Source organism: Algibacter luteus, assembly GCF_900141715.1.
Lineage (GTDB): Bacteria > Bacteroidota > Bacteroidia > Flavobacteriales > Flavobacteriaceae > Arenitalea > Arenitalea lutea.
The window spans coordinates 99,949-126,625 of the sequence record NZ_FQYK01000002.1; the positions used below are offsets into that span (position 1 = coordinate 99,949).

General features: G+C 33.7%; 21 protein-coding genes. 11 read left to right on the top strand and 10 right to left on the bottom strand.

The window, feature by feature from the left end; all coding sequences use genetic code 11:
- Positions 1-3: 3 nt before the first annotated feature.
- Complete coding sequence (holA, locus tag BUA46_RS03965; protein WP_019387460.1) at positions 4-1,008, bottom strand: DNA polymerase III subunit delta; 1,005 nt, start codon at positions 1,006-1,008, stop codon at positions 4-6.
- Positions 1,009-1,069: 61 nt separating this feature from the next.
- Between holA and BUA46_RS03970 the strand changes: the two genes are divergently transcribed.
- From BUA46_RS03970 to BUA46_RS03985, 4 genes are all read left to right on the top strand, one after another.
- Positions 1,070-1,516: a type I restriction enzyme HsdR N-terminal domain-containing protein gene (locus BUA46_RS03970; RefSeq protein WP_019387461.1), complete on the top strand. Its 447-nt coding sequence runs from the start codon at positions 1,070-1,072 to the stop codon at positions 1,514-1,516.
- Positions 1,513-2,502, top strand: coding sequence for a glycosyltransferase family 2 protein (locus BUA46_RS03975; protein WP_019387462.1), 990 nt, complete (start codon positions 1,513-1,515; stop codon positions 2,500-2,502). Before BUA46_RS03970 ends, BUA46_RS03975 begins: the two co-directional genes overlap by 4 nt.
- Before the next feature lie 357 nt (positions 2,503-2,859).
- Complete coding sequence (locus tag BUA46_RS03980; protein WP_019387463.1) at positions 2,860-3,699, top strand: OmpA/MotB family protein; 840 nt, start codon at positions 2,860-2,862, stop codon at positions 3,697-3,699.
- Between the two features lie 175 nt (positions 3,700-3,874).
- A complete protein-coding gene (locus BUA46_RS03985; RefSeq protein ID WP_019387464.1) occupies positions 3,875-5,029 on the top strand; it encodes a T9SS type A sorting domain-containing protein in 1,155 nt (384 codons plus the stop codon).
- A gap of 194 nt (positions 5,030-5,223) precedes the next feature.
- Here BUA46_RS03985 and BUA46_RS03990 read toward each other — a convergent pair whose 3' ends face one another.
- Together BUA46_RS03990 and BUA46_RS03995 are read right to left on the bottom strand one after the other, a co-directional pair.
- Positions 5,224-5,844: an L-threonylcarbamoyladenylate synthase gene (locus BUA46_RS03990; protein ID WP_019387465.1), complete on the bottom strand. Its 621-nt coding sequence runs from the start codon at positions 5,842-5,844 to the stop codon at positions 5,224-5,226.
- A gap of 10 nt (positions 5,845-5,854) precedes the next feature.
- Positions 5,855-8,188 carry an ATP-dependent helicase gene (locus tag BUA46_RS03995; RefSeq protein ID WP_019387466.1) on the bottom strand — a complete coding sequence of 778 codons (2,334 nt, stop codon included), beginning with the start codon at positions 8,186-8,188 and terminating at the stop codon, positions 5,855-5,857.
- Between the two features lie 134 nt (positions 8,189-8,322).
- On the opposite strand from BUA46_RS03995, the gene BUA46_RS04000 reads away from it, so the two are divergent.
- Positions 8,323-9,870 carry an FMN-binding glutamate synthase family protein gene (locus BUA46_RS04000; RefSeq protein ID WP_019387467.1) on the top strand — a complete coding sequence of 516 codons (1,548 nt, stop codon included), beginning with the start codon at positions 8,323-8,325 and terminating at the stop codon, positions 9,868-9,870.
- A gap of 79 nt (positions 9,871-9,949) precedes the next feature.
- Positions 9,950-10,471, top strand: a complete 522-nt coding sequence (locus BUA46_RS04005) for a DUF7935 family protein (RefSeq protein ID WP_019387468.1) — start codon at positions 9,950-9,952, stop codon at positions 10,469-10,471.
- Here BUA46_RS04005 and BUA46_RS04010 read toward each other — a convergent pair.
- The 4 genes from BUA46_RS04010 to BUA46_RS04025 all read right to left on the bottom strand — a co-directional run bounded on the left by BUA46_RS04010 (position 10,463) and on the right by BUA46_RS04025 (position 16,078).
- Positions 10,463-11,380: a patatin-like phospholipase family protein gene (locus BUA46_RS04010; RefSeq protein ID WP_019387469.1), complete on the bottom strand. Its 918-nt coding sequence runs from the start codon at positions 11,378-11,380 to the stop codon at positions 10,463-10,465. The genes BUA46_RS04005 and BUA46_RS04010 overlap by 9 nt on opposite strands.
- 70 nt (positions 11,381-11,450) lie before the next feature.
- On the bottom strand, positions 11,451-12,353 hold the full coding sequence (locus BUA46_RS04015; protein ID WP_019387470.1) for a patatin-like phospholipase family protein: 903 nt from the start codon (positions 12,351-12,353) through the stop codon (positions 11,451-11,453).
- A complete protein-coding gene (locus tag BUA46_RS04020; RefSeq protein WP_019387471.1) occupies positions 12,350-14,344 on the bottom strand; it encodes a M1 family metallopeptidase in 1,995 nt (664 codons plus the stop codon). Before BUA46_RS04020 ends, BUA46_RS04015 begins: the two co-directional genes overlap by 4 nt.
- 45 nt (positions 14,345-14,389) lie before the next feature.
- Complete coding sequence (locus tag BUA46_RS04025) at positions 14,390-16,078, bottom strand: histidinol-phosphatase HisJ family protein (protein ID WP_019387472.1); 1,689 nt, start codon at positions 16,076-16,078, stop codon at positions 14,390-14,392.
- A gap of 194 nt (positions 16,079-16,272) precedes the next feature.
- Between BUA46_RS04025 and BUA46_RS04030 the strand changes: the two genes are divergently transcribed.
- The 5 genes from BUA46_RS04030 to BUA46_RS04050 all read left to right on the top strand — a co-directional run bounded on the left by BUA46_RS04030 (position 16,273) and on the right by BUA46_RS04050 (position 23,479).
- Entirely contained in the window at positions 16,273-18,822 is a 2,550-nt protein-coding gene (locus BUA46_RS04030) for a DUF559 domain-containing protein (RefSeq protein ID WP_019387473.1), read from the top strand.
- A 251-nt stretch (positions 18,823-19,073) separates the two neighbouring features.
- The gene (locus BUA46_RS04035) at positions 19,074-19,655 is read left to right on the top strand and encodes a MiaE family protein (RefSeq protein ID WP_019387474.1); all 582 of its coding nucleotides are present in this window, start codon (positions 19,074-19,076) and stop codon (positions 19,653-19,655) included.
- Between the two features lie 229 nt (positions 19,656-19,884).
- The gene (locus BUA46_RS04040) at positions 19,885-22,056 is read left to right on the top strand and encodes an endonuclease MutS2 (protein WP_019387475.1); all 2,172 of its coding nucleotides are present in this window, start codon (positions 19,885-19,887) and stop codon (positions 22,054-22,056) included.
- Positions 22,057-22,088: 32 nt separating this feature from the next.
- The gene (locus tag BUA46_RS04045) at positions 22,089-22,949 is read left to right on the top strand and encodes a polysaccharide lyase family 7 protein (RefSeq protein WP_035106243.1); all 861 of its coding nucleotides are present in this window, start codon (positions 22,089-22,091) and stop codon (positions 22,947-22,949) included.
- 110 nt (positions 22,950-23,059) lie between these two features.
- Entirely contained in the window at positions 23,060-23,479 is a 420-nt protein-coding gene (locus tag BUA46_RS04050) for a thiol-disulfide oxidoreductase DCC family protein (RefSeq protein ID WP_026010030.1), read from the top strand.
- 20 nt (positions 23,480-23,499) lie between these two features.
- On the opposite strand, the gene BUA46_RS04055 is transcribed toward BUA46_RS04050, so the two are convergent.
- Genes BUA46_RS04055 through BUA46_RS04065 form a run of 3 tightly spaced genes read right to left on the bottom strand, consistent with a single transcriptional unit; the run spans position 23,500 to position 26,649 of the window.
- Positions 23,500-24,654, bottom strand: a complete 1,155-nt coding sequence (locus tag BUA46_RS04055; RefSeq protein WP_019387478.1) for a peptidase MATCAP family protein — start codon at positions 24,652-24,654, stop codon at positions 23,500-23,502.
- A 14-nt stretch (positions 24,655-24,668) separates the two neighbouring features.
- Positions 24,669-25,496, bottom strand: a complete 828-nt coding sequence (locus tag BUA46_RS04060; protein WP_019387479.1) for an N-formylglutamate amidohydrolase — start codon at positions 25,494-25,496, stop codon at positions 24,669-24,671.
- Positions 25,489-26,649 (bottom strand): sulfurtransferase, encoded by a 1,161-nt coding sequence (locus tag BUA46_RS04065; RefSeq protein WP_019387480.1) that lies wholly within the window; start codon positions 26,647-26,649, stop codon positions 25,489-25,491. Before BUA46_RS04065 ends, BUA46_RS04060 begins: the two co-directional genes overlap by 8 nt.
- Positions 26,650-26,677: the final 28 nt, after the last annotated feature.

Here is a 26,677-nt window from a genome sequence, read left to right on the forward strand (position 1 = left end):
CAATTAATTAAATATTCTTACCAATAATTCTTTTAGCAAATCGCCTTGAGGAACAGCATTTGATCCAACACCTTTGCTTTTTACATCAAATTCTCGCAATGCAGAAACCACTACGCTTACTTTTCGCATTGGAAAATTTCTTGCTGCAGTAATGTATTCATTAACAAAATACGGATTGATTTTTAAAGCTGAAGCTACATTTCTAGGTGATTTGTCTGCTAACCCATGAAAATGCAGTAACTGAGAGAAAAAACTAAACAATAATGAAACCGTTACAACCATTGGGTTTTCCTTTGGATTGTCTGCGAAATAATTGACAATTTTATACGCTTTTAAGGCATTACGCTCCCCTATTGCTTTTCGTAATTCAAAATTATTATAATCTTTACTTATCCCGATATTTTCTTCAATATCGTCGGGTGTAATTTGAGTGCCTTCGGGTAAAATAATTTGAAGTTTTTCAAGCTCGTTACTAATCTTACTTAAATCGGTTCCTAAAAACTCAACCAACATTTGTGCTGCTTTAGGCGTAATGGTATAGTTTTGTGAAGACAGGACTCGACGAATCCAATCGGATACCTGATTTTCATAAAGCTTCTTACTTTCAAAAACTACTCCCGTTTTCTTAATAGCTTTATAAAGCGCTTTTCGCTTATCAATCTTTTTGTACTTGTAGTTAATTACTAAAACCGTTGATGGTTGGGGCGAATCTGCATAACTTGCTAATTTTTCAATAGTACGCGATAAATCTTGAGCTTCCTTCACAATCACCACTTGGTGTTCAGCCATCATTGGGTAGCGTTTGGCATTTCCAACAATATCTTCAACCGTAACATCTCTACCATACAACACCATCTGATTAAAACCTCGTTCTTCTTCAGCCAAAACATTATCTTCAATAAAATCAGAAATCTTATCAATGTAATACGACTCCTCGCCCATTAAAAAATAAATAGGTTTAAGATTTTTACTTTTAATATCTGAAACTAATTGCTTGACTTCGTCCAAACTACTTTAAAATTTTCTTTGAAAATCACTCGAAGTGACATTATAATGATAAATTTGTGATGTGATAAAATTAAATTTTCCCACATATAACTTCCGTTTCAAAAGTAGCGAAAATAAAGTTTCTATTTTTGATCCTATTCGTAAAAAATTTGTGGTTTTACAACCTGAAGAATGGGTGCGCCAACATTGTATTCAGTTTTTAATTCAAGAAAAAGGATATCCTAAATCTTTAATCAATATTGAAAAAGAGCTGACTATAAACACATTAAAAAAGCGTTATGATATTGTGGTATTCAATTCAGATGGTAGCATACATCTTATTGTTGAATGTAAAGCGCCTAAAATAATTATAAAACAAGACACATTCGATCAAATAGCGCGTTATAATTTAGAGTTAAATGCAACCTACTTAATGGTAACCAACGGATTAAATCATTATTATTGCCAAATGGATTTTAAAAATGAACGCTACCAATTTTTAAAAAATATTCCCGATTATATTAAATGAAAGTCGCAGTTGTAATACTTAATTGGAATGGACAAAAACTTTTAGAACAGTTTTTACCCTCGGTTATTCTATATTCTCAAGATGCAGACGTTTATGTCGTAGATAATGCCTCAACCGATGATTCCATCGCGTTTCTAAAATCGTCATATCCAAAAATTTCTATCATACAAAATCAAAAAAATGGGGGTTACGCCAAAGGTTACAATGACGCTTTAAAACATGTTGAAGCTGATGTGTTTTGCCTTTTAAATAGCGATGTTGAAGTTACTAAAAATTGGCTCGAACCTATCGTCGAAACCTTTCAAAAAGAATCAAATACAGTAATTATTCAACCCAAAATATTAGACTTCAAAAAGAAAAACCATTTTGAATATGCTGGTGCAGCTGGTGGTTTTATAGACAAATTTGGTTATCCGTATTGCCGAGGTAGAATTTTTAATACCATTGAAGAAGACCGAGGTCAATACGACGGTACTGCCGATATTTTTTGGGCATCTGGGGCGTGTTTTTTCATAAAAAAAGATGTGTTTTATGAATTAAACGGCTTCGACGAACACTTTTTTGCGCATATGGAAGAAATTGATTTGTGTTGGCGCGCCAAAAATAAGGGCTTCGATATAAAATATGTTGGTGCTTCAAAAGTATATCACGTTGGTGGAGCAACATTGAAAAATAGTAGTTCAAAAAAAACATTCCTGAATTTTAGAAATAGTCTTTTTGCACTAACCAAAAACGCCAATGGTTTTATTTTGGGCAAAATAATAGTACGCCTCATTTTAGATGGTGTAGCTGCTGCAAAGTTTCTGGTTGAACTAAAACCAAAGCATAGTTTAGCCATTCTTAAAGCACATTTTAGTTATTATCAGCAGTTACCGCGGGTTATAGCACAACGAAAACAAATAAAACACAAAAAAAAATACTACTACAAAACATCTATTGTGTACGAATATTTCGTAAAAAAGAAGAGCAATTTCAATAGTTTATAACTTCAACCTGAGTTTAGTCTAATATTTGTTTCCAGTTTGATTGAATTTTTATTCAATTCGTAGTTGTAATTTAGAAAAACTAACCGGTTAATTTGAGAAATTAAAGCAAGTATTGGAAAAAATTCATCAAATCTTTTAGAAACCCTAAAAAAATGCAATCTTATCGTATAAAATGATTAAAATATCTCGATATTTAAATAATTTTATACTTCAAATCTCACCTTTTCTTAGGGTTCTGCAAATTAAATCTTAGACTGAAATCAGGTTATTAGTAAAAGTTTTGTTAAAATGTTAAAATTGACCGATTTTTATATATTTTTGTGCTATTAAATTAGAAAATTAATCCTTAATATAATCATGAAAAAAATTTTATTACTTAGTGTATCTGCAATGCTTTTACTTAGTTCATGTGTATCAAAAAAATTATACACAGATTTAGAAGCAAAGCAAAAAGAAACTCAAGATTTACTTAACTCTGCAACAGTAAAATTAAACGCTTGTTTAGAAGATAGAGCTTCAGCAACTGCTAGAGCAAAAGCACTAGAAGAACAAGTAGCAGATTTACGTAAAAGTAATGACAACCTAACAGTTTTATCTGCAAAAGGTGCGAGTAATGTTGAAAAAACACTAGAAAGCATAAAAGAAAAAGAACTTAAAATTACGCGTTTACAAGATGCTTTAACTCAAAAAGACAGTGTAACACTTGCATTAGTAACAAGTTTAAAGCGTGAAGTTGGTATTAACGATCCAGACATCGAAGTAAATGTAGAAAAAGGTGTTGTGTTCATTTCAATTGCCGATAAATTATTATTCCAGAGCGGTAGCTACAATGTAACTACAAGAGCAAAAGAAGTTTTAGCTAAAGTTGCTAAGGTGGTAAACAGCAAACCAGATTTTGAATGTATGGTTGAAGGCCACACAGATAATGTACCTTACAGAAAAGAGCCATTGTTAGACAACTGGGATTTAAGTGTTAAGCGTTCTACTTCTATTATTAGAGTTTTACAAGAACTTGGAGTTAACCCTAAGCAACTTATTGCCGCAGGTCGTGCAGAGTTTGTACCTTTAGTAGAAAATGATAATGCCGAAAACAGAGCAAAAAACAGACGTACACGTATTGTTGTACTTCCAAAAATCGATCAATTCTATGATATGATTGAAAAAGAAATGAAAAATTTAGCAGCTGGAAACAACTAATAAATTTCAATAACAAATTAAAAAGCTCAACGTAAGTTGGGCTTTTTTTATTAATTATAATATTTTTATTTAATTATTTTTTAAGCGACTTATCCATTTAAATGGTAATATATAGTTTATAGTTGTCAATTTATGCAGTATTCAATATGTTTAAATTGAATTTAAACATATAATTATGAAAAATAAATACTTAATTCTAGTCGTTTTATTGTCATTTTCAGCTATTGCTTTTTCTCAAAAAGTGATTTTGATTGATGATTTTGACACAGCCCCTAAATATTCTTCAACAGGAGATTATTTTTTAAGTTCTAACCAATATTTTGGGTCAACCAATGATACAGACGCCGATGTTGAATTAGGATATACGGATGTTACTTTTTTTGGAGCAAGACAAATTACAACTTCAACCGCTTCAATAACATATAATAATCTTGATATTACGGGGTATTCATCTATGCACATGGTAATTGGTGTAGCCGAAGATGATGCCGCCGATGGATTAGAAGACTGGGATTCTGATGATTCTGTTTATTTTGAATATCAAATCGATAATTCAGGACCTTGGATTAAATTACTATCTATTGTTTCTAGTGGATCTTTAGATTCTGCTCCTCAAATTGACACAGATTCGGATGGAACAGGAGATGGTATTATCTTAACTGCAGATATCGCAGAAGTTGAAGTTGCTATCCCAAGTATATCAGGTACCGAATTAGATTTTAGAATTGTTTTTAATGGATTATCCGAAGCTGAAGAAGATATCGTTTTAGAATTTGTCGCATTGGTAAGTGAATTTAATTTATTCCCGATAATTGATATTACATCGCCGAGTCAAGGTCAAAATTTTGCTAATGGTACTTCTTCTGTAGATGTAAGCTATACGGTAGCTGGAAATGCAGATAGCGTAGAAATTATCATTAATGAAGATTTTAATAATCCAATCGCTGGAAATGTTAATGGCGGAACTGTTTCCATACCTACTACGGATAATCAAAGTTATGAAATTATAATAGAGGCTTATGTTGAAGGATATATTGTTGATGACCCAGATGTCTATTTTACAACAGGTAATCCATTAACAGTCTCAAAAGATGAAATTATTGGTTTATCGGTTTACCCTAACCCTGTGAAAAACAATTCATTTTTTATTACCAGTGCAAATAAAGCAACAAAAAGTGTTGAAGTATTTGATTTTATAGGAAAAAAAATACAAGATATGATTGTTCTTGATAATCGTTTGGTTGATGTTAGTCATTTAAATTCTGGGATATATATTTTGAAAATAAAAGAATCAAATAAATTATCAATTAAAAAATTAATCATAAAATAATTAAATATGAGATAAAACTAAATGACTCTTATGAGTTTACAAGCAAAATATAATCAAGCTCAATCAAAAGGTTGGGCTTTTTTTTATATCATCATATAACTAATTTATCTACAGTTGGTATATAACTGAATCTGCCTAGTGGCTTTAAATTCAATATAATTGAAATGTTGTAATCACGCGACAAAGTGGTTTCATTAAAAAATCTCCAAACTGCCTTTACCCTCTCTTACAACAATAGGCTCATCTTCTGATAAATCTATAACCGTAGATGCTTCATTATCGCCATACCCACCATCAATCACCAAATCCACCAAATTATCCCATTTCTCTAATATCAATTCGGGGTCTGTGGTATATTCGAGTACTTCATCTTCATCGTGAATAGACGTTGATATGATAGGGTTACCAAGTTGTTTTACAATTTCTAAGGCAATATTATTATTAGGTACACGAATACCAACAGTTTTTTTCTTTTTAAAAGGGTTGGGTAACGATTTTGATCCGGGTAATATAAACGTATAAGGTCCCGGTAAGGCTCTTTTTAATATTTTGAAAACCGAAGTGTCAATTTGTTTTACGTAATCGCTTAAATTGCTTAAATCATGACAAACAAACGAAAAATTTGCCTTGTCTAACTTCACACCTTTTATTCTAGCCACCTTTTCCAAAGCCTTTAAATTGGTAATATCGCAACCTAAACCGTAAACCGTATCGGTAGGGTAAATAATGAGTCCGCCACGTTTTAAAACTTTAACAACTTTGTTAATTTCCTTTGGGTTTGGATTTTCTTCGTAAATTCTAACAAATTCTGCCATATTGCTTTATTTAACCAACAACTTCTAATTTTGCAAAACGCAATAGTAATTTTTTAACGCCTCCATGCTGAAAATTAATTTCAGCCTTCGTATCGGCACCTGCGCCTTCTATTTTTAAAACTTCGCCAGTACCAAACCGGATGTGTTTCACAATATTACCAACTACCAATTTACTATCAAAAAGATTGGTGTTTCCGTTTGTTTTTGAAACTGGTTTTAAGTTTTTTGGCGTTGTTACTTGAAATTTTTCAGGTTCTTTTTTAGCAGCCGACCCTTTCTTTAAAACTGGCTGTTTTGCTGGCTTATATCTAATTTTATTCGGTTCAACATCTCCAAAAATATCAGCAGAAAGCATGGGGTTAAAACGACGCTCCTCAATTGGTGTAACAATATCTAAATACTGTTCATCTATCTCTTCTATAAAACGACTCGGTTCAGAATCAATCAATTTACCCCAACGGTATCTCGACAAGGCGTAAGTTAAATAGGCTTGTTTTTCTGCACGAGTTAATGCCACGTAAAACAATCGGCGCTCCTCTTCAAGTTCACTTCTTGTATTCATGCTCATAGCGCTAGGAAACAAATCTTCTTCCAAACCAACTATAAAGACATACGGGAACTCCAAACCTTTTGCTAAATGTATAGTCATTAACGCTACGTGGTTAGCATCGCCTTTATCAGCATCCAAATCTGTTGCCAAAGCTACATCTTCTAAAAACTCCGCTAAATTACCTGTAGTATCTGCAATTTCCTTTTGGCCCTCAACAAAGTCTTTCATACCGTTTAAAAGCTCTTCAATATTTTCCATTCTAGCAACACCTTCTGGCGTGCCATCTTTATTGAATTCTTTTATTAGCCCTGTTGTTCTAGTCACATGTTCAGCCAATTCAAAAACATCTGCAGTTTGATTCAGTACTTGGAAACTTTCAATGAGCGTTACAAAATTTTGAAGTTTAGTTCGGGTACCACTATTCACATTAACATTGGTCTTATCGATGTTTTTCATCACCTCAAAAATGGTGCGTTCGTATCCATTTGCAGCAACAATAAGTTTATCAACCGTGGTTTGCCCAATGCCTCGTGGCGGAAAATTAATAACCCGTTTTAGCGCTTCTTCATCTGCTGGATTGATAATTAATCTCAAATACGACAATACATCTTTTATTTCTTTACGCTGGTAAAACGATAAGCCTCCGTAAATTCTATAAGGAATATCGCGCTTTCTTAAAGCATCTTCAATGGCTCTCGATTGTGCATTGGTTCTGTAAAGAATGGCAAAATCACTATTAGGTAGCTGCTCTTGCATTTTCGTTTCCCAAATGGTGCTTGCTACATAGCGCCCTTCATCCCCATCGGTTAACGAACGATTTACTTTTATTTTAGCACCTTCTTCATTAGCCGTCCAAACAATCTTTTCTAATTTGGTTTGGTTTTTATCAATAATGGAATTAGCAGCATTTACAATGTTTTTTGTAGATCGGTAATTTTGTTCCAATCGAAACACTTTCACATCGTCATAATCCTTCTGGAAATTCAAAATATTATTAATATTAGCGCCACGAAACGCATAAATACTTTGCGCATCATCACCTACCACACAAATGTTTTGAAACTTATCTGATAAGGCTCGCACGATTAAATATTGCGAGTGGTTGGTATCTTGATACTCATCCACCAAAATGTATTTAAAACGATTTTGATATTTAGCCAACACTTCAGGGAAACGCGTAAGTAACTCATTGGTTTTAAGGAGTAAATCATCAAAATCCATAGCGCCTGCTTTAAAACAGCGCTCTACATATTCTTTATAAATATCTCCCAATCTAGGGCGACGTGCCATAGTATCGGCTTCAATTAATTCGGCATTTTGAAAATAGGCTCTTACTGTAATGAGGCTGTTTTTATAAGATGAAATTCTTGAGCGTACTTGTTTATACTTATAAATATCCTTATCAAGCTCCATTTCTTTGATAATTGAAGCTATTAATCGGTCGGAATCTTGAGTATCATAAATAGTAAAATTGCTAGGATACCCCAATCTATCGGCCTCAATTCGTAATATTTTAGCGAAAACCGAGTGAAAGGTTCCCATCCATAAGTTTTTCGCTTCACTAGCACCTACAATACTCGCAATACGATCTTTCATTTCGCGAGCAGCTTTATTTGTAAATGTAAGCGACAAAATATTAAAAGGGTCGATACCCTTGCTCATCATATATGCAATACGATACGTTAATACACGGGTTTTACCGGAACCCGCACCAGCAATAACAATCATAGGGCCATCAATCTGAATTGTTGGCTCTAATTGCGCATCGTTTAACTGGCTTAAATACTTTTCCAAATCATCATCAATTTTATCCCGTGAAAATAACCATTGTTAAGCTTTTATTAATTCAGAATTATTAATAATTATAAACAATTACATCTTTAATTTTAAATATATTTACATTCCATAGTCATAAAAAAAATAAACACATGTTAGATTTTTTATCAAGCATAGCCTGGTGGGGTTGGGTTTTAATAGCCTTAGCGCTTGTTGCCATTCGGGATGTCTTTTTTCAAAAAAAACATACTATAAGTCACAACTATCCTATTGTTGGGCATTTACGATATTGGTTGGAAAGTATAGGCCCTGAAATGCGGCAATATTTCGTTGCCAATAATAGAGAAGAATTACCTTTTAACCGTATAGAACGCGGTTGGATTTATGCTTCTGCTAAAAAGGAAAACAATTATGAAGGTTTTGGTACCGATAGAGATATTTATGAGCATCAGCATGTATTTATTAATAATGCGATGATGCCTTTTAAGTTGCCAGAAAACCATCCTAATAAACTCGATAAAACCTTTTTGCCCTGTGCAAAAGTTATGGGCGAATACAATAAACGAAAAAGACCATATCGTCCAGCTTCTATTATCAATGTGTCGGCTATGAGTTTCGGCTCTTTGTCTGCGAAAGCTATAGAATCGTTAAATAAAGGCGTTAAAATAGCAGATGCATATCATAATACTGGAGAAGGCGGTTTATCACCTTATCACAGCAACGGCGGCGACGTCGTATTTCATTTTGGAACAGGCTATTTTGGTGTGAGAACCGAAGATGGTGGTTTCTCTATGGATAGAATGATAAAACTTGTAAACGATAATCCATTCATCCGTGCCATAGAAGTAAAATTATCTCAAGGCGCAAAACCTGGTAAAGGTGGCGTTTTACCTGGTGCAAAAATAACTAAAGAAATTGCCGAAATTAGAGGTGTTGAAGTTGGCAAAGACGTGCTTTCACCACCAAATCACAAAGCTTTTTCTAATGTACCTGAATTAGTAGATTTTATTGAAAGCATAGCTGAAGCCACAGGGTTACCTGTAGGGATCAAGGCAGCCATTGGGAAATTGGAGCAGTGGGAAGAACTGGCAGATATCATGTTAAAAACAGGAAAAGGTCCTGATTTTATTACGGTTGATGGTGGCGAAGGTGGTACTGGAGCTGCTCCTCCAAGCTTTGCAGACCACGTGTCCTTACCCTGGGTATACGGATTTAGTGACTTATATAAATTATTCAAATCCAAAGGGTTATCTGAACGCATCGTGTTTGTTGCCAGCGGAAAATTAGGCTTTCCAGCTAAAGCTGCTATGGCATTTGCAATGGGAGCTGATTGCATAAACGTTGCTAGAGAAGCCATGATGAGCATAGGGTGTATACAAGCGCAAATTTGCCACACGAATCGTTGTCCGACTGGCGTAGCTACACAAAGTAAATGGCTTCAAAATGGCATAGACCCAACTCTAAAATCGATACGATTAGCTCAATATTTTAAAACTTTCAGAAAAGAGTTAATCGAAATAACACATGCTGCGGGTTACGAGCATCCTTGTCAATTTAAAATGAGTGATGTTGAAGTCAATGTAGACGACCACAATCTATCAAAAGAATTAAGTAAAACCTATCAATACGAGAAAACTGCAGTACCTTTTATTAGTATGCAAAGTCTAAAAGATTGTGAGCATCTGGGAGGCGCCAGATAGTAACAAAGCCGTTTCTGGTTTTTAATAATTTTTTGTACACTAAATTTAATCTGTTATGTTTGTAATTAAATAATCTCTGATGGAAATAAGCCGAATTTTAGACCTTTTTTTATTTGCAGTACCTTCGTTAATAACTGGAGTAATTGCGTATTACTTTTTTAGAGAACATACGAAAAACGAAGATGGCAGAAGGCGATTTTTATTGAAAAAAGATTTACAAGTTAATGCGTTACCACTACGACTCCAAGCGTATGAGCGCATGGCCCTTTTTTTAGAACGTATTACACCATCGAAATTACTTATTAGAGTTACTCCAATATCTTCAAACAAAAACGATTACGAATCTTTACTTATACAAGCCATTGAGCAGGAGTTTGAGCATAATTTATCTCAACAAATCTACATTAGTGACAAATGTTGGAGCATTGTTACAACAGCAAAAAACGCAACAATTCAACTTATCAGGAAAGCTAATATGTTAGAAAAAACAGACACAGCAAATAAGTTGAGAGAGGTTGTTTTAACAGAAATGATGGAACGCACTTCGCCAAGTGACACAGCACTATCATACATAAAAAACGAGGTTTCAGAGTTATGGTAAACTTTCGCGTAATTCATTAAATCGGGCTTGTTCACATTTTTCTTTAGCATAAAAATAACCTTGCTGCCACCAAGAAGTCATTAGTTTTTTATTAAAAATCAAGGAGTTCTCAGTTAGCTTTGATGGTGTATAATATAAATTTAATTTTACATCTCTATTCTTTGCCGCGAGTTTACCTATTAAAATATCACTACGTTCCACTTGATCTAATAAATGTCCAAACAGGCTAATCATTAATGAAAACGGGTTCTTTCCCAATATTTTATTATACTGCATGCTTTCAGACTCTAAAATAATAGCATCAATTTCTGTAGCTCCGCGTAAAATAGCCTCACGTATAGGTACAACACAACCAAATGCACCATCTGCATATTCAAATCCGTCTTTTTTTACCAAAGACATAAATGGAATATAGTTACATGAAATCCATATCCAATCGCAAAACTCGTCGTAACTAAAATCTTTAATCGACTTATACTCTACAACATTTTTTGATAAATTAGAAACCGTAACAACCACATCATCTTTAGTGTCCCTAATGAGTAAATACTCTTCGTAAGTAAAATGTTTTTTTAAATATCTACGCAATGCTTTACTTTCACCAAAGGTGCGTTTCATTTTAATAAACTGCCATAATGAATTTAAAAAATCGATAGAAACGAATTCTCTATTTCCTTTTTTTCGTAGCACGAAAGGATTGACACTAAATATGTTACTCTGATTTACATTAGTAAATACTTTATGTATTTTATCGATAGCACCAACAGCCAAATGAGGGATTAACAAGCTCCCAGTTGAAGTCCCCAAAAACATGTCGTAATCTCTACCTTCATCTTTAATTAAATATTCTGCAACTCCACCTGCATAGGCACCTTTACTACCTCCTCCAGAAATAACTAATGCTTTCATTGACTATAAATTTGTAATTAACTTTTTAACTTTCGAGGGGTAATGCTTTAAATCTTTTTGTGCCATAAATTTAATTTTCTAACGGACTAACTTCTTGGTTTTTAAATTTAGCAAAATTATAGCCATCATGCCACCATTTCGTCATTTTCTCTTTATCAAATATTAACGAATTGGTTGTTAAAACCGTTGGCGCGTAATAAAAATTAATAATTGCATTGTTATGCGACGCTACGAATTTACCTATTTTTATATTTTGAGACTCAATACGATCGAGCATAAAACTAAACATATTGGTTAATAACGAAAATGGGTTTTTAGACGGTAATCTGTTTAACTGATTAATTTCAGTTTGCAAAATAATGGCATCTACTTCGGTAGCACCACGTTGTATTGCAGCTTCAATAGGTACCATGCTTCCCAAACCGCCATCGGCATATTCACATCCGTTTTTTTTAACTAAGGTCATAAAAGGTGTGTAATTACAAGAAATCCATACCCAATCACAAAACTCGGAATAGTCAAAATCTTTAATCGACTTATATTCAACCTGATTTAATGATAAATTAGAAACAGTCACCACGATATCCAACACGGAGTTTTTCAAAACCGTAAATTCCTCCTCAGTAATTGTTTTTCTTATTAAAGATTTCAAATTTAAACTCTCACCAAAAGTCTTACTTCCTCTTAAAAAGTTCAACAACACATTTAAATGATTAATTCGGATATTCTGAACGCCGTGTTTTCGGGTTACAAGAAACGGACAAACACTAAAAATACTGTCGTTATTCACAGTGGTATAAACAGATTTGATTTTATCAATTTTTTTTAAAGCCAAATGAGAAACAAGCAAACTACCGGTTGATGTCCCTAAAAACAATTGATATTCTCGTTTTAAATCTTCAATAAGAAATTGAGCCACACCGCCTGCAAATGCACCTTTACTCCCACCGCCAGATATCACTAATGCTTTCATTGATATTGCTTTACTAATTCTTTAGCAAACTTTGAGAATCGCCAATTATGATGCTTTGTAGCTTGCTCTAAATTAACTTGACAAGCATCATGGCAAGCTTGAATTTGATTTAAATTCTGAAAGGCATTCAGCCTTACCTCAAAACCAAAAACTGGGCTCGTGTAATAAGTCAGTTCTTCAAAAAATTGTGTTTTAAACTCGGTATTATAATCTTCTGTGATTAAAGCTAAAGTCAACCAAAGTATTCTAACGTTCTTATCTTTAAATCCTTGGACATTTTTAGTTTTATCTAAATATTTTTGTCGCTCTTGCGGAAAATTTTTCCATAAATTATACAAAGCTGCTTCAATGGTAACGTACGAATCATCCTCGAGAAGCGATTCATAATCTGTTTTTAAGACTTCTGAAATTTCAGATTTAGTGAGTGCAATGGCTTGTCGAATTTTAATATCCTTGGTGTTTATTGCCTTTTTAAAGATCGAATCGTGAACAAGTCTCGTTTCATCTTTTAAAAATAATCGTCGTTTAAGTTCTGAACTTTCAGCCTGTTCCCAATAACTGTTAATGCTTGAATTTATTGAGTGTACAGGAATCAAAAGTTGTTCATCTAGCTGAAGCATTTTTGAAATCTCATCAGAACTTCTTTTTAATGCATTTATACAATCTTCATACAAAAAGGTTTTACCTTCTAACCAATCCGCCACAAACAATTTTAAATCTAAGCCACTCGCCTTTTCTACTTCACTAATAAAATCGGTTGTTTCTACATTTTTAAAAGCATGCTTTTCAAGATAATTTTTGACAGCGAACTTAAAAGCTTTATCGCCTACTTTTTCGCGCAATACGTGCAACACCCAAGCCCCTTTTTTATAAAACGTCGTACTGCTCGATTTTGGATTTAACAACGCTGTACTTTGTCCAGCTTGATCTTGTGCTAATAATTCTTGAGCATAATCGTATAAACGCCAATGGTAATAATTGTCGCCAAAAATATCGCGTTCTGCTAATAAAGCATAATATGTAGCGAACCCTTCTTGCAACCAATGATGCGTTCCTGAGGTTTCAGTAACCAAATCACCAAACCATTGGTGTGCTAATTCATGAGCATTAACATTCACATAATTTTTATCAATAAAAGCAATAGAATCTATCACATAACTATCAGCAAATATGGTGGCGCTAGTGTTTTCCATTCCTGCATATAAAAAGTCTTTTACAGGCACTTGCTTATAGTTTTGCCAAGGATATGGAACGCCAATCTCTTCTTCAAGAAAATCAAACATCTGTTTGGAATAGCGATAGGTTGGCTCGAATTTTAATGAGTCTTCTGGATAGTAATACATTTCTAGAGAAATGCCACTTTTAGAATGTTCTACTTTCTTCTTATATTTCCCGATAACCAAGGCTACCAAATAACTTGCCATAGGGTTTTGCATATCAAATTGCCATAAATCATATGTAGGCGTTTCTCGTTTTGAAACCATGCTGCCATTAGAAACTACTTGATATCCTTTAGGCGCTACAATTGTTAAATCGAACTCAATTTTATCATTCATATCATCGATAGAAGGCAGCCAATTACTCGTGTATTTCCCCTGGCTTTGAGTCCACACTTGGTTTTGCGACTCATTATCCCAACCTATAAAATACATGGCTTTTTTAGGTGATGCGAAAAACAGAAAATTTAATGTGTGAGTTGAATTTGCTTCAAAACTGTGGTAAATGATTAACTTTTTACCATCGTTTTTAAATTTTACTGGAGCTTTATCTAGAGCTAAGTTCATGAATTTCATGTTTTGAGCATCTAAATACACCGAGTCGGTATGTTTTAAAATATCAAACTTGACTTGGTAAGAATTGAAAACCGTACTATCAACCTTAATCTGGTTAAAAAGAAGTACTGATTCAACGTGTTTGAAATCTACAAATTCCGTTTGTTGAGCTATTAAAAAATTAACGCTCAAACATAAAATAAAGATTATACGATTCATGATTTTAAATATAATCAAAGATTAATTCAAAATCATAAAATCCAATTAAAAACTATGAAACTCGATTAAATTAGCCTCGTAATATTGATTACCTAATTTGGTTAACAAATTTCTAATAACGTTACTATCACCATCAATGGCAATTGCAGAATATCCGGTATCGTTCAATTTACCTAATCGTAAATCCTTAATATTAATGCCTTTAGATGCTAATGCTGACAATAAAATCAACAGAACCCCAGGCGCATTGTGATGTTTAGTTAGAATAACTTTATCACTCAAAGCTAGGTTTAAACGCACACCATCCATCTCAAGTAAATACACTCCTTTACTGTAGTAGTTAGGTAAAACGGCATTTTCTTGATACGTTAATTTTTGAAACAAGCCTGAATCCGTACCGTTTATAAAATCAATTGCGCTCTGTACTTTCCCGTTTTTATTAGCTAAGGATAAGAACGCCACTGCAGTCCCATCATTATTAGATTTTAAGCGTGCTGTTTCCACATTTATGCCTTCTGAAGCCAACGTGTTAAACAATGAAGAAATGACTCCAGGCTTATCTAAATGCTCTGAAAACAATCCATTTACAATATGCTGCGTGTTTTTAGGAATTTCGTTTGTTACGGTTATTGATTTGCCCCATTTGCGAATTCGAATGGCGTTGTAATCGCCCATTCCAGTTGCACTTCGGTATAAATCTACAAACTCAGAAAACGAGCCACCAAAAGAAAAATCTGGAATGATACGTCTTTGATTGTCATCTAATCTCTGATTTAACAACTCAATACCCTTGTTTAAAACGGTATATTTTACTTTTAAATCGTGATCGTCATAAATAGTTCGGTTCTCAGGAATTAACTTTGAGTAACTCACATAACTCTCGTAACCAGCCTCTTGAATATACTCTAAACTTTCTTTATAATTTAAACCGTAATATTTAACATGATGTGTATCTGTACCTACACAAACGGGGATTTCAAGCTCGTTAGCGCGTCTTAGAATACTTTGTATTGGATACACGCCTACGCCTTTAAATTTACCCGCCATATTAACATCTAAAGACAAATTTCTATCTGCTATGAGCTCCAATAGTGTTCTAAATTTATTGGCTAAAGGATGTGCACTTGTTTCAAAATTCATTAACGCCTCGGGCATATCAACATTCAGTTTTGGTAAATCAATATGACCAATAATTTGAATCATATCACCAAAACACTCAATCATTTGGATCATTTCATTGAAATAACCGTCCCAATATGCTTCTAAACTCCCTCTTAATTTAAGCAATTCAAGCGCTTCCTCTTTTGACCCATCATAAGGCAAACCTTCAGGAGCAAAATGCACAGAACCAATAACATAATCGGCATCTTCTGCTTGAAATATTTTAGATCGACTCCACTGCAAACCTAAATCAGGACCCATCCATTCTAACTCAACGCCGTATTTAATATTGATTTGACCTTCGTATTTTTTACGAAGATTCGCAATACGTTTTGGGTAATTTAAATACGATTTATTACCACGAATAAACTTCACATTCGTTTCTCTTTCAGCGGTATAGCGAAAATTTGTTAATCGAGGTGAATGTATAATAAACGTAATACTTGGGTTGCCAGCTTCAATAGCCTTATCAACTATATCTTCTAGTTTATCAATTCCATGTTTTACATGATCTTGCTCTGTTCCCGCATGAATACCATGTGTTTCCCAAATAAATTCGTTGAGTTTTCTCATCAATTAATGTGCATTAAAATTTCGGTAATGATTGCCAAATTTAACCATTGAAATATAAATATGCTCGATAATTTACTTTTTTCAACATATTTCAAAAAGAATTCTCATTTTCCAACAAAAATTTTCGAAATACAATACAATTTTAAGAATTTAATAAGTCCTGTTTTTTAATTGATTTCATTAATTTCGCTTCTATGTCTGTTAATTTGCAAACTCCCATAGATTATTTAAAAGGCGTAGGCCCAAATCGTGCCGATTTACTGCGTAAGGAGTTGGGTATTCACACGTATCAAGATTTACTCAATCTATTCCCAAACAGATACTTAGACAGAACACAGTATTATAAAATAAGTCAACTACAACGCAACAATGCCGATGTACAAATTATAGGTAAAATCATTAGTTTTAAAGAAGTTGCGCAGAAACGAGGCAAACGTTTAGTTGGCACATTTCAAGATGAAACTGGGACTATGGAACTGGTTTGGTTTCGTGGGCAAAAATGGATAAGAGAAAGCTTAAAACTAAATACAACTTATGTAATTTTCGGAAAAACAAATTGGTTTAACGGTAAATTTAATATGCCGCATCCGGAGCTTGAATTGCTTGAAGAACACGAAAAAAATTTACGCTCTGCAATGCAACCTGTTTATCCTTCAACAGAAAAGCTAACAAACAAAGGCATAACCAATCGCGTGATTAGTAAAATCATGCAGCAATTGTTTATTGAAACCAATGGGAAATTTACAGAAACACTTTCTGATAATTTAAGATCTGAATTAAAATTAATCAGCAAATCTACAGCGTTGTTTAATGTTCATTTTCCGAAAAACCAAGAACTACTTTCAAGAGCCCAATTCAGGTTAAAATTTGAAGAATTGTTTTATATTCAACTCCAATTAATTCTTAAAAATTTAATCCACAAATCAAAAATAAAAGGATTTCCTTTTAAACAAGTTGGCGAGTATTTTAACACCTTTTACAAAAGCCATTTACCCTTCGAATTAACCAACGCACAGAAACGTGTTTTAAAAGAAATTCGTGCCGATTTAGGTAGCAATGCACAAATGAATCGTCTATTGCAAGGTGATGTTGGTTCTGGAAAGACCATAGTCGCCTTCATGTCAATACTCATGGCCCTTGACAACGATTTTCAAGCATGCTTAATGGCGCCGACTGAAATTTTGTCAGTTCAACACTATAACGGTTTAGTTAAATGGTGTAATGATTTAAATATCAGCATAAAACTGTTAACTGGTTCAACTAAAACTTCAGATAGAAAAAAAATTCACGAAGCATTAGAAAATGGCGAATTACAGATACTAGTTGGCACCCATGCCTTGCTTGAAGATAAGGTGAAATTTAAAAATTTAGGACTTGCTATTATAGACGAACAACACCGATTCGGAGTCGCACAAAGAAGTAAATTGTGGAAAAAAGGACACACTCAAAGCCCTCCTCAATCCTCCCATGGGGAGGAAGTAAAAAAGATACTTAAAAAGTATATGACTGCTCGACCATCAGTCTATAAATTATTAAAAGAATTACAGGTTAAAAACAAAAATCAGCCTACAGAAGCCGAATCTGTTTTATGGGAATCTTTGAGAAATAAAAAGTTAGAATATAAATTTAGGAGACAACATATAATCGACGAGTTTATTGTTGATTTTGTAAACCTAGAAAAAAATTTAATTATAGAAGTTGATGGTGGTTATCACAATACTATCGAACAAAAAGAAGCTGATGAACTAAGAACACAAATTCTAAGAGAAATTGGTTTTAAAGTAATTCGGTTTACAAACGAACAAATTATTGGAGATATAGATAATGTATTGAGCTATATCACGAAATCATTGGAAAGCCTCCCTTCTGGGGAGGTTGGTGGGGCCTTTATCCCACCCCACATTCTCGTTATGACGGCAACACCAATTCCTAGAACTTTAGCAATGTCGGTTTATGGCGACTTAGATATTTCAATTATTGACGAATTACCACCAGGAAGAAAGAGCATTAAAACGGTACATCGCTATGACAAAAACCGATTAAATGTATTTAAATTTATACGTGATGAGATTTCTAAAGGGCGACAAATTTATATCGTCTATCCTTTAATTCAAGAAAGTGAATCGATGGACTATAAAGATTTAATGGATGGTTATGAAAGTATTTCTAGGGATTTTCCAATGCCAGAATACCAAATATCTATAGTTCATGGTAAAATGAAGCCTGCCGATAAGGATTATGAAATGCAGCGCTTTATAAAAGGTGAAACTCAAATTATGGTGGCCACAACGGTTATTGAGGTTGGTGTTAATGTTCCAAATGCATCGGTAATGATTATAGAAAGCGCAGAACGTTTTGGTTTATCGCAATTACATCAATTACGTGGACGCGTTGGTCGAGGAGCCGAACAAAGTTTCTGTATTTTAATGACTAGTCATAAATTAAGTAACGATAGTAAAACGCGTTTAGAAACCATGGTAAGAACCAATGATGGATTTGAAATTGCCGAAGTAGATTTGCGATTACGTGGTCCGGGAGACATTATGGGTACACAACAAAGTGGTGTTTTAAATCTAAAAATAGCGGATATTATAAAAGATAACGACATCTTACAATTGGCAAGACATCATGCCAAATCCATTCTAAAAATAGATCCTTCGCTAGTACTTTCGGAACATCAAGTAATTCTAAATACCTACAGACAACTGAGTAAATACAAAAATATTTGGAATTATATTTCTTGATAATAGAACGAAAAAGACGGTAAACTTAACTGAGAGTTTATTCAAAAACCGGTAACTCGCATTAGGGATAGAGGCACTGTTGGAGCTCTCCCGATTTTTCTTCGGGAAGCGACTGCTGAAATGTTTACATTCATGAGTTCATTAATATAAAATTTAAATCAACGAACTAAAGCCCAACCTTTAGGGAATGCCCAAATAATAAAATCGCTCATTTTAATGATTATAACTACTTTTACAAAAAACAAAAAAGTATGCTTGGTTTAAAATTAGCAACCGATCCGCGTTGGGTAAATATTGTAGAATCGAATATTGAAGAGATTTTAACTGACCATGCTTGGTGTGAGCAAAAAGCTGCTACCAATGCCATAACCATAATAACGCTGAATTCTGAACATACCGATTTGGTTACCGACTTGCTAATACTTGCACAGGAAGAATTAGAGCACTTTCAGATGGTGCATGATATTATAAAGCAACGTGGTTACAAACTTGGTAGAGAACGAAAAGACAGTTATGTAAATGAGTTATATAAGTTTATGAATAAAGGCGGAAACAGGCTGCAGTGCATGGTTGATAGGTTATTGTTTTCTGCTATGATAGAAGCTAGAAGTTGTGAGCGTTTTAAGTTGCTTTCTAAAAAAATTAAAGACCCTGAATTGGCTAAGTTTTATCACGATTTAATGATAAGTGAAGCTGGCCATTACACCACGTTTATTGGTTTTGCGCGTAAATACGGTAAAGATATTGATGTGGATAAGCGTTGGCAAGAACTCATTGATTTTGAAGCTGAAGTTATTAAAAACTACGGCAAATCTGAAACGATACATGGATAAAAGCTCAACCATTTAAACGATTGAGCTTTTAACTGCTGATTGTAGTTTGATTGATGTTTGTTGACGTACTCCAAATTAGAGAGATTATCTGCACAACCTTGTTAGCATTTTGTTAAATATCTTTATAACTCTGTTAATTAACATTTTAACACTTAATCTTTCCATTACAAAATCAGGTTTAGATTGATTAACTTTGCATTCCTTATATTTTTATAGTCTATTTTAAGGCATGATAAACATCCACGAAAAAACATTACAAGATTTAGAGTTTCAAACGGTTTTGCAACAGGTAAGCGAGCTATGTGTTACGCCATTGGGTAACGAAAAAGCATTGCAAATTTCACCTTTTAAAACTTCAGAAGAACTGCTTAACGCTCTAAAATTAACCAATGAATATGTATCATCTTTTTACAACGATAACCGCTTGCCTAATCATGGTTTTGATACGATTTCTAAAGAAATAAAACTTCTTAATATTGAGAATACCTATTTAGAGGTTCATGGTTTAAAGAAAATTGTTGCCATGTCTAATACGGTGAACGACATTGTAATCTTTCTTAAAAAATTTCAAGAGTATTATCCTGCCTTAAACACTTTTTCGTCGCATATTGAAGTGACAAAAGCAATCATAGAAAAGGTAGACGCTATAGTAGACCGCTTTGGCGACATAAAAGACAACGCCTCTAGTCTATTGTTTGAATTACGACAGTCGATAAACAAAATAAAAGGAAAAATAAATGCAAGTTTCGCTACTGCATTAAACACATACCACGGTTTAGAATACTTAGATGATATTCGAGAATCTGTTGTAGACAACAAACGTGTTTTGGCTGTAAAAGCCATGTATCGCCGTAAGGTTAAAGGCTCCATAATGGGAGGAAGTAAAACAGGAAGTATCGTATATATCGAGCCCGAAACCACTTTACAGTACACTCGAGAATTAAACAATTTAGAGTACGAAGAGCAGGAAGAAGTAATTCGTATTTTAAAAGAAGTCACCAATTTTATTCGTCCGTTTTTACCTTTATTAAAAGATTATCAAGAGTTTTTAATTGCCATAGATGTGATTTCCGCGAAAGCGAAATACGCTAAATCTATGAATGCGATTCTACCTGAATTTTCGGAAGACAAAAGCATGTATTTACGCGATGCTTATCACCCACTGCTCTACTTAAATAATTTAGAAAAGAACGAAAAAACCTTTCCACAAACCATAGAATTAAAACAAGACAGCCGTATTATAGTTATTTCTGGTCCCAATGCAGGAGGTAAAAGTATTACCCTAAAAACAGTGGGATTATTGCAAGTGATGCTGCAAAGTGGCATGTTAATTCCAGTGCACGAGCGCAGTAAAGTGTGTTTATTCGATAGAATTTTAAGCGATATTGGCGACAATCAATCTATTGAAAATCATTTAAGCACATATAGTTATCGCTTAAAACAAATGAATTACTTCCTTAAAAAGTGTAACAAAAACACGCTATTTTTAATTGATGAATTTGGTACTGGAAGTGACCCTGAACTTGGCGGCGCTTTAGCTGAAACGTTTTTAGAAGAATTTTATCATCGCGAAGCCTTTGGCATTATTACAACACACTACTCCAATTTAAAGATTCTTGCCAACGAGTTGCCATTTATGCTTAATGCCAATATGTTGTTTGATGAACGCAGTTTAGAACCACTTTTCAAACTCGTTATCGGTCAAGCCGGAAGTAGTTTTACCTTTGAAGTTGCCCAGAAAAATGGAATTCCTTATAGTTTGATAAACCGAGCTAAAAAGAAAATTGAACGTAGTAAAGTCCGTTTTGATGCAACTATTGCTAAACTTCAAAAAGAGCGTTCAAAGCTTGAAAAAACAGGGCAATCACTCAAACAAAACGAAAAGAAGAAAAGTGAAGAAGCCGATAAGTTAGAGGAAATCAATGCGAAGGTTCAAAAAAAATTGGAGAGCTATCAAGAGTTATATGACACCAATCAGCGCCTCATTTATTTGGGACAAAAAGTTAATGATATTGCTGAGAAATACTTTGAAAACAAGCAGAAAAAAGCATTAATGTCTGAGCTTTTTAAATTGGTTCAAATAGAAAACTCCAAGCGTAAAAAGGTTTCCGCGAAAGCGAAAAAAGCCATTAAAGCTAAAGAAAATCAAGTAAAACAAGAGGTTGAAAAGAAAGTAGAAGTTATAAGGAAAAAGAAAAAAGAAGCCAAACAAAAGGAAAAAGAAAAACCAGCAGCACCAAAGCCAACATTAAAAGTAGGAGACCGCGTGCGCATGTTAGACGGCCGTTCGGTTGGTAGTATCGATAAGTTTGAAAAAGGAAAAGCCATTGTAAATTACGGTATGTTTACAACCAATGTGAACATAGAATTGCTAGAATTGGTTGAAGCAGTTAAAAAATAATTTTTTTAACTTTAAATAAAAAAAGCATGAAAATGAAATTAACGAGATTTTATCTTATCGGACTGATTGCCATTTTTTGTTCCTGTAGCAGTTCTAATAACGAAGATGAACAGGAAATTGAAAATGAGCCAATTGAAACCACCGACGACGATGCAAAAATAGTATGGAAAAATTGGTATTTATCGGTACCTCTTAATCGTGGTAATGGCAGCGCTACTTCCATTTTTTATCAAGATATTGTGAATGATAGACTTCCTGAAGCTGAGTCTGAATATTTTTATAAAAATGAAGATGGTAGCTACACCATGTTTACCAAATTTACTGGATTTACAACTTCTGGATTATCTGAATTAGGAGGAAAATATTGTAGAACGGAACTGCGTGAATTTTGGCGAGGAAATCAATCTACATCCGATAATTGGTCCATGTCCACTGGAACTCACATTTTAGAAAGCACTTTAAAAGTCGATTATGTTGAAGGCAACGGCAGAACCATTGTAGCGCAAATTCACGGTAAAGAAACAGCAGGTCTTGAAGGCGCTCCAGCCACCGTTAAAATAAGATGGAATAGCGGAACTCTTCAAGTTGATTATTACACCAAACCAGATGCTGGCGAACCTTGGACAAGTGCTTTCGATGAAAAATTAAACGTTGGTGTCGTTGACAATGAAATTTTCACCTTTAAAATAAAAATTGAAAACGGTAAATTTTATTACGGACTAGTTTGTGAAGCTAAAGGCATTAATACCGATTACACTTTGATTTACGACTACGTTGGCAATGGTTATGCGCACGAAAACTACTTTAAAACTGGTAATTATTTTGGTTGGCACGATGATTATGAAAAAACAGCACAGGTTGTTTTGTATGAAGTCAAGACTGAGCACTTTTAACACTAATATGTTTATTTGAATATAAATCTCTTTAAAAAGAAGCTTAAACTGGATAAAGAAACGGATTTAAACCAGTTCTTAAATACACTGTAAAGTCGTATTTTTACTAGGTGGAAATCAATATACCAAAACATAAAAAATTAATCCTATTCGACGGTGTTTGTAACCTTTGCAATAGCTCGGTATTATATGTTATAAAACGGGATAAGAAGCAACGATTTATGTTTGCTCCTTTACAAAGTAAGGTTGGCGAACAAATTATTCAAAAGTTTAATATTGATACAGCTCAAGTAGATTCTATTATTTTATATAATCCAGAAAAAGGCATTCATTACAAATCTACAGCGGCGTTAAAAATAGCGTCGGGATTAGGGTTTCCAACAAATGTATTAGCTATATTTTTAATTGTTCCCAATTTTATTCGCAATTGGGTTTACGATTTTATTGCCAAAAATCGCTACAAATGGTATGGTAAGAAAGAAGCTTGTATGATTCCTACTCCTGAGCTGAAAAATAAATTTTTGGAATAGTTTTTCATCCGAAATAGTCTCTACTTCAAACTTTTTAGAATAAAATCCACCTTTTTATTCGCGTTTTTATTTTCAGCGTAAGCATCGGTGATGTGCTTTGAAGGAAGCGCAAGACCTTTATCAATTAAGGTAGTAATTTCGTTTGCATATTCCAACGACACTTTGCCTGTTAATAGCAAGCTTAAATCTTTTCCTGCATGATAATAATCGTAAATCTTTTTTAGTCCTGTTAAGTACAGATAATCTTTAGTAAATCCGCCACCACGGTGGGCTCTAACGGTAATATAGAAGGCTTCTTCACGTTCTAAATCATATTGATTATGTAACAACCTAAAAGTTCTTGAAAATGTATAGCCTTTTGCTAAACTATCAACTGCGATAACACGATAAGCCAACTCTTTTAATCTTTTTATAGTTAAGTTATTACTCATATATTCTGAGAAAACTGCCAAGCCTTCTTGTGTTTCTTCGTTATTTGGGAAACCATGCGAAAATATTTTTAAAGGATGTAATAAACCGTTCATTGTAGTTACCATATGCACTCCAATCTCATGATTTGTAAGTACAGCAATCTCATTTTCAGAATACTTGTGATTGGAATTTAAAACTAAGGTTTTAACATTATTTAAAACCATAGCTATCGCGGATATTTTATCAGAATATTTTATATTATAACTAAAATCATATTTTTTAGAATAGTCTTTAAAAAACACTTCGGTCTCAGGGGCAGTATATTTTGGTTTAAAAACGCCTTCCTCCTGGTTTTCTTCTTCAAAATGAAGTATAAATTTAGCATTTTCAACGTCATTTTCGGTAGGCGTACCAAAACAACGTAAACAGTTGTAGTAGAATTTTTTACCATCGCCAATGGTTTGTATACACTGTATTAATCCTGAATAGGCATAAATAATATCTTCATATAAATTTTTAACTGTAGTGTCTTCTATTTGCTCTAAAGGCAAAGTAAACAAAGCGCGGTGCAGCTTAAACCTATCAAAATTAATTTCTGGATATTTGAACACCGGATCTGTTAAATACTTCGATGAAAAAAAGCGTGTTTTTTCCTCTTCAATATTTGTTGGATTCACATAGCTTAACAATTCTATTTGTTTTACAAGTGAATCTATTTGTTCGTCAATATCTAAAAGGGCCTTAGTGGCCACATCATGTTTCATAATTTATAAACCTATTATTTAAAGGTATTGTAAGTGCTTTGAGCATGTTCAGGAATGCGAAAAGCTAATTCTTTATGCACTGCATTAACCACTTCTGGATAAATAACTTGCTCATTCTCATCACAATATACCTTTGCGATTTCGGTTGCCAAAACTAATGTATTTTTAAAATTTTGAGTAATATATTTTAAAAAATAACCATTGCCTTGAAAAGTGTCGTTAATTTTTGAAGTTGATTTTATGCCATTAGGAAACTCAATTTCAGACAAACTTTGCCTCCAAGTTTCAACCGTGTTTCCAAATCGGGCATTATCGATATTGCTTGTGCCTAAATTCCAAGTTGGCACCTCCCTATCCCATCGTTTCCAATTATAGCTATGCATATCATAAACGGTGCAAAATCCGAATTTAGACTCTAATTGATTTATTAAAGCATGAACTACCTTATAAAAATTATTGTGTTTTTTAATACTTTTATTAATCATGGCTTCAGAAAGCGGATTTTTCCAAAGTTGTTTTCCCCAAGCATCAAAATAAATAGCATGATTAGGAGCACGATTTAAATCATACTCAAAACGTGAATCGCAACCAGCAATAACAATCGGGTGTGATTTTACCATGTTTTTGGTTTCAGGATCTTCTTCATACCACCGTTCGTATTGGGTATGTAAACACGGTTCCCATAGTTCTTTTCTAAACTGATGTCCGTCATGCACCGCTGCGCATGCATAAGGCACATACTCGTCAATTTTTATAGTAAACGCGTAATCTGCAGACACCGCTTCAATCGTTTTACCAGCCTCAATATTTGCAATAATTTCGGCAACAGTTAATCTAGTCATCTTTAAGAATCTTTTTTAACTGATTATAAATCATTTGTTCTACAACATCATAATTGCCATCTGCAAAAGCCATGAGTTTAATATCGGCGAATAAATCTGCGAAATCGTTGCGATAATAATCATGAGATTTTACAGCTTCTATAATATTTTGAATGCTTTGGTAATCACTATCCTTTTCAAATTGCGCACTCACTCGATTATAAACCTGCTTATTTACCCTACTTAAAATATATTTTTTTTCTACATGAGATTCACTCAAATCTGAATGCGAAACATACATTAAAATATAGGCTAACAATTCATTCTTTGTCCAAGTACTGGGTTTATCCATTTCACCTGTTGTAAGTGTTCCATATTCGGTCCACGACCCATCATAAACCGAAATATTCTTATATCCAGACAATTCTGCACCTAAAGCTAAAACGCAAGCCGTAATACCAGATCCACATGAAAAAATAATAGGTTCGTGTTGTTCTGCGACCATATAGAAGGCCTTGGCTAGCTCTTTTTTAGATTTTAAAACGCCGTTATTAAGTAAATCGGTATAAGGTAAATTAACAGAGTTAGGAATAGTTCCCATGCGCAATCCTTCTCTTGGTTCTGGCTCTTTACAATTAAACCTACCAGCAGACCGTGCATCAATAATTTTATGTGTTATATCTTGTGAAGCGTAAACAATATCATCAAAAAACTTCATGTATTGCGGTTGAAGTTTAGCAACAAAATCGCCTTGTTCAACATCATTAGGCTTCATATTCTCTGTTGGAAATCCAGCTTTCTTCCATTCTGGGAAACCACCATTTAAAACCGCAACGTTATCAAATCCAAAAGCTTTGAATAGCCACCAAACACGAGCACTAGAGTAAATACCTTTATCATCGTAAACTACAATAGCACTATCTTGATTAATACCTAAAACTCTAGCTTCCTTTTGAAATTGTTGTGCTGAAGGAAACGTACTTGGAAATTCATTTGATGTATCGCTAAACTTTTGTTTTATATCGAAAAATTTAGCGTTCAAAATTTGTTCGTGAGATGCATCAAATGGTTTGGCTATAGTACCATCTAAAACCACCAAATTTTCAGCATTTAATCGCTCATGAAGCCATTTTACTGAAACAATTGGAGAAATGAAGGATTTGATGAATGTCATGTTAATTATTTTTTCAGAAAATAATAAT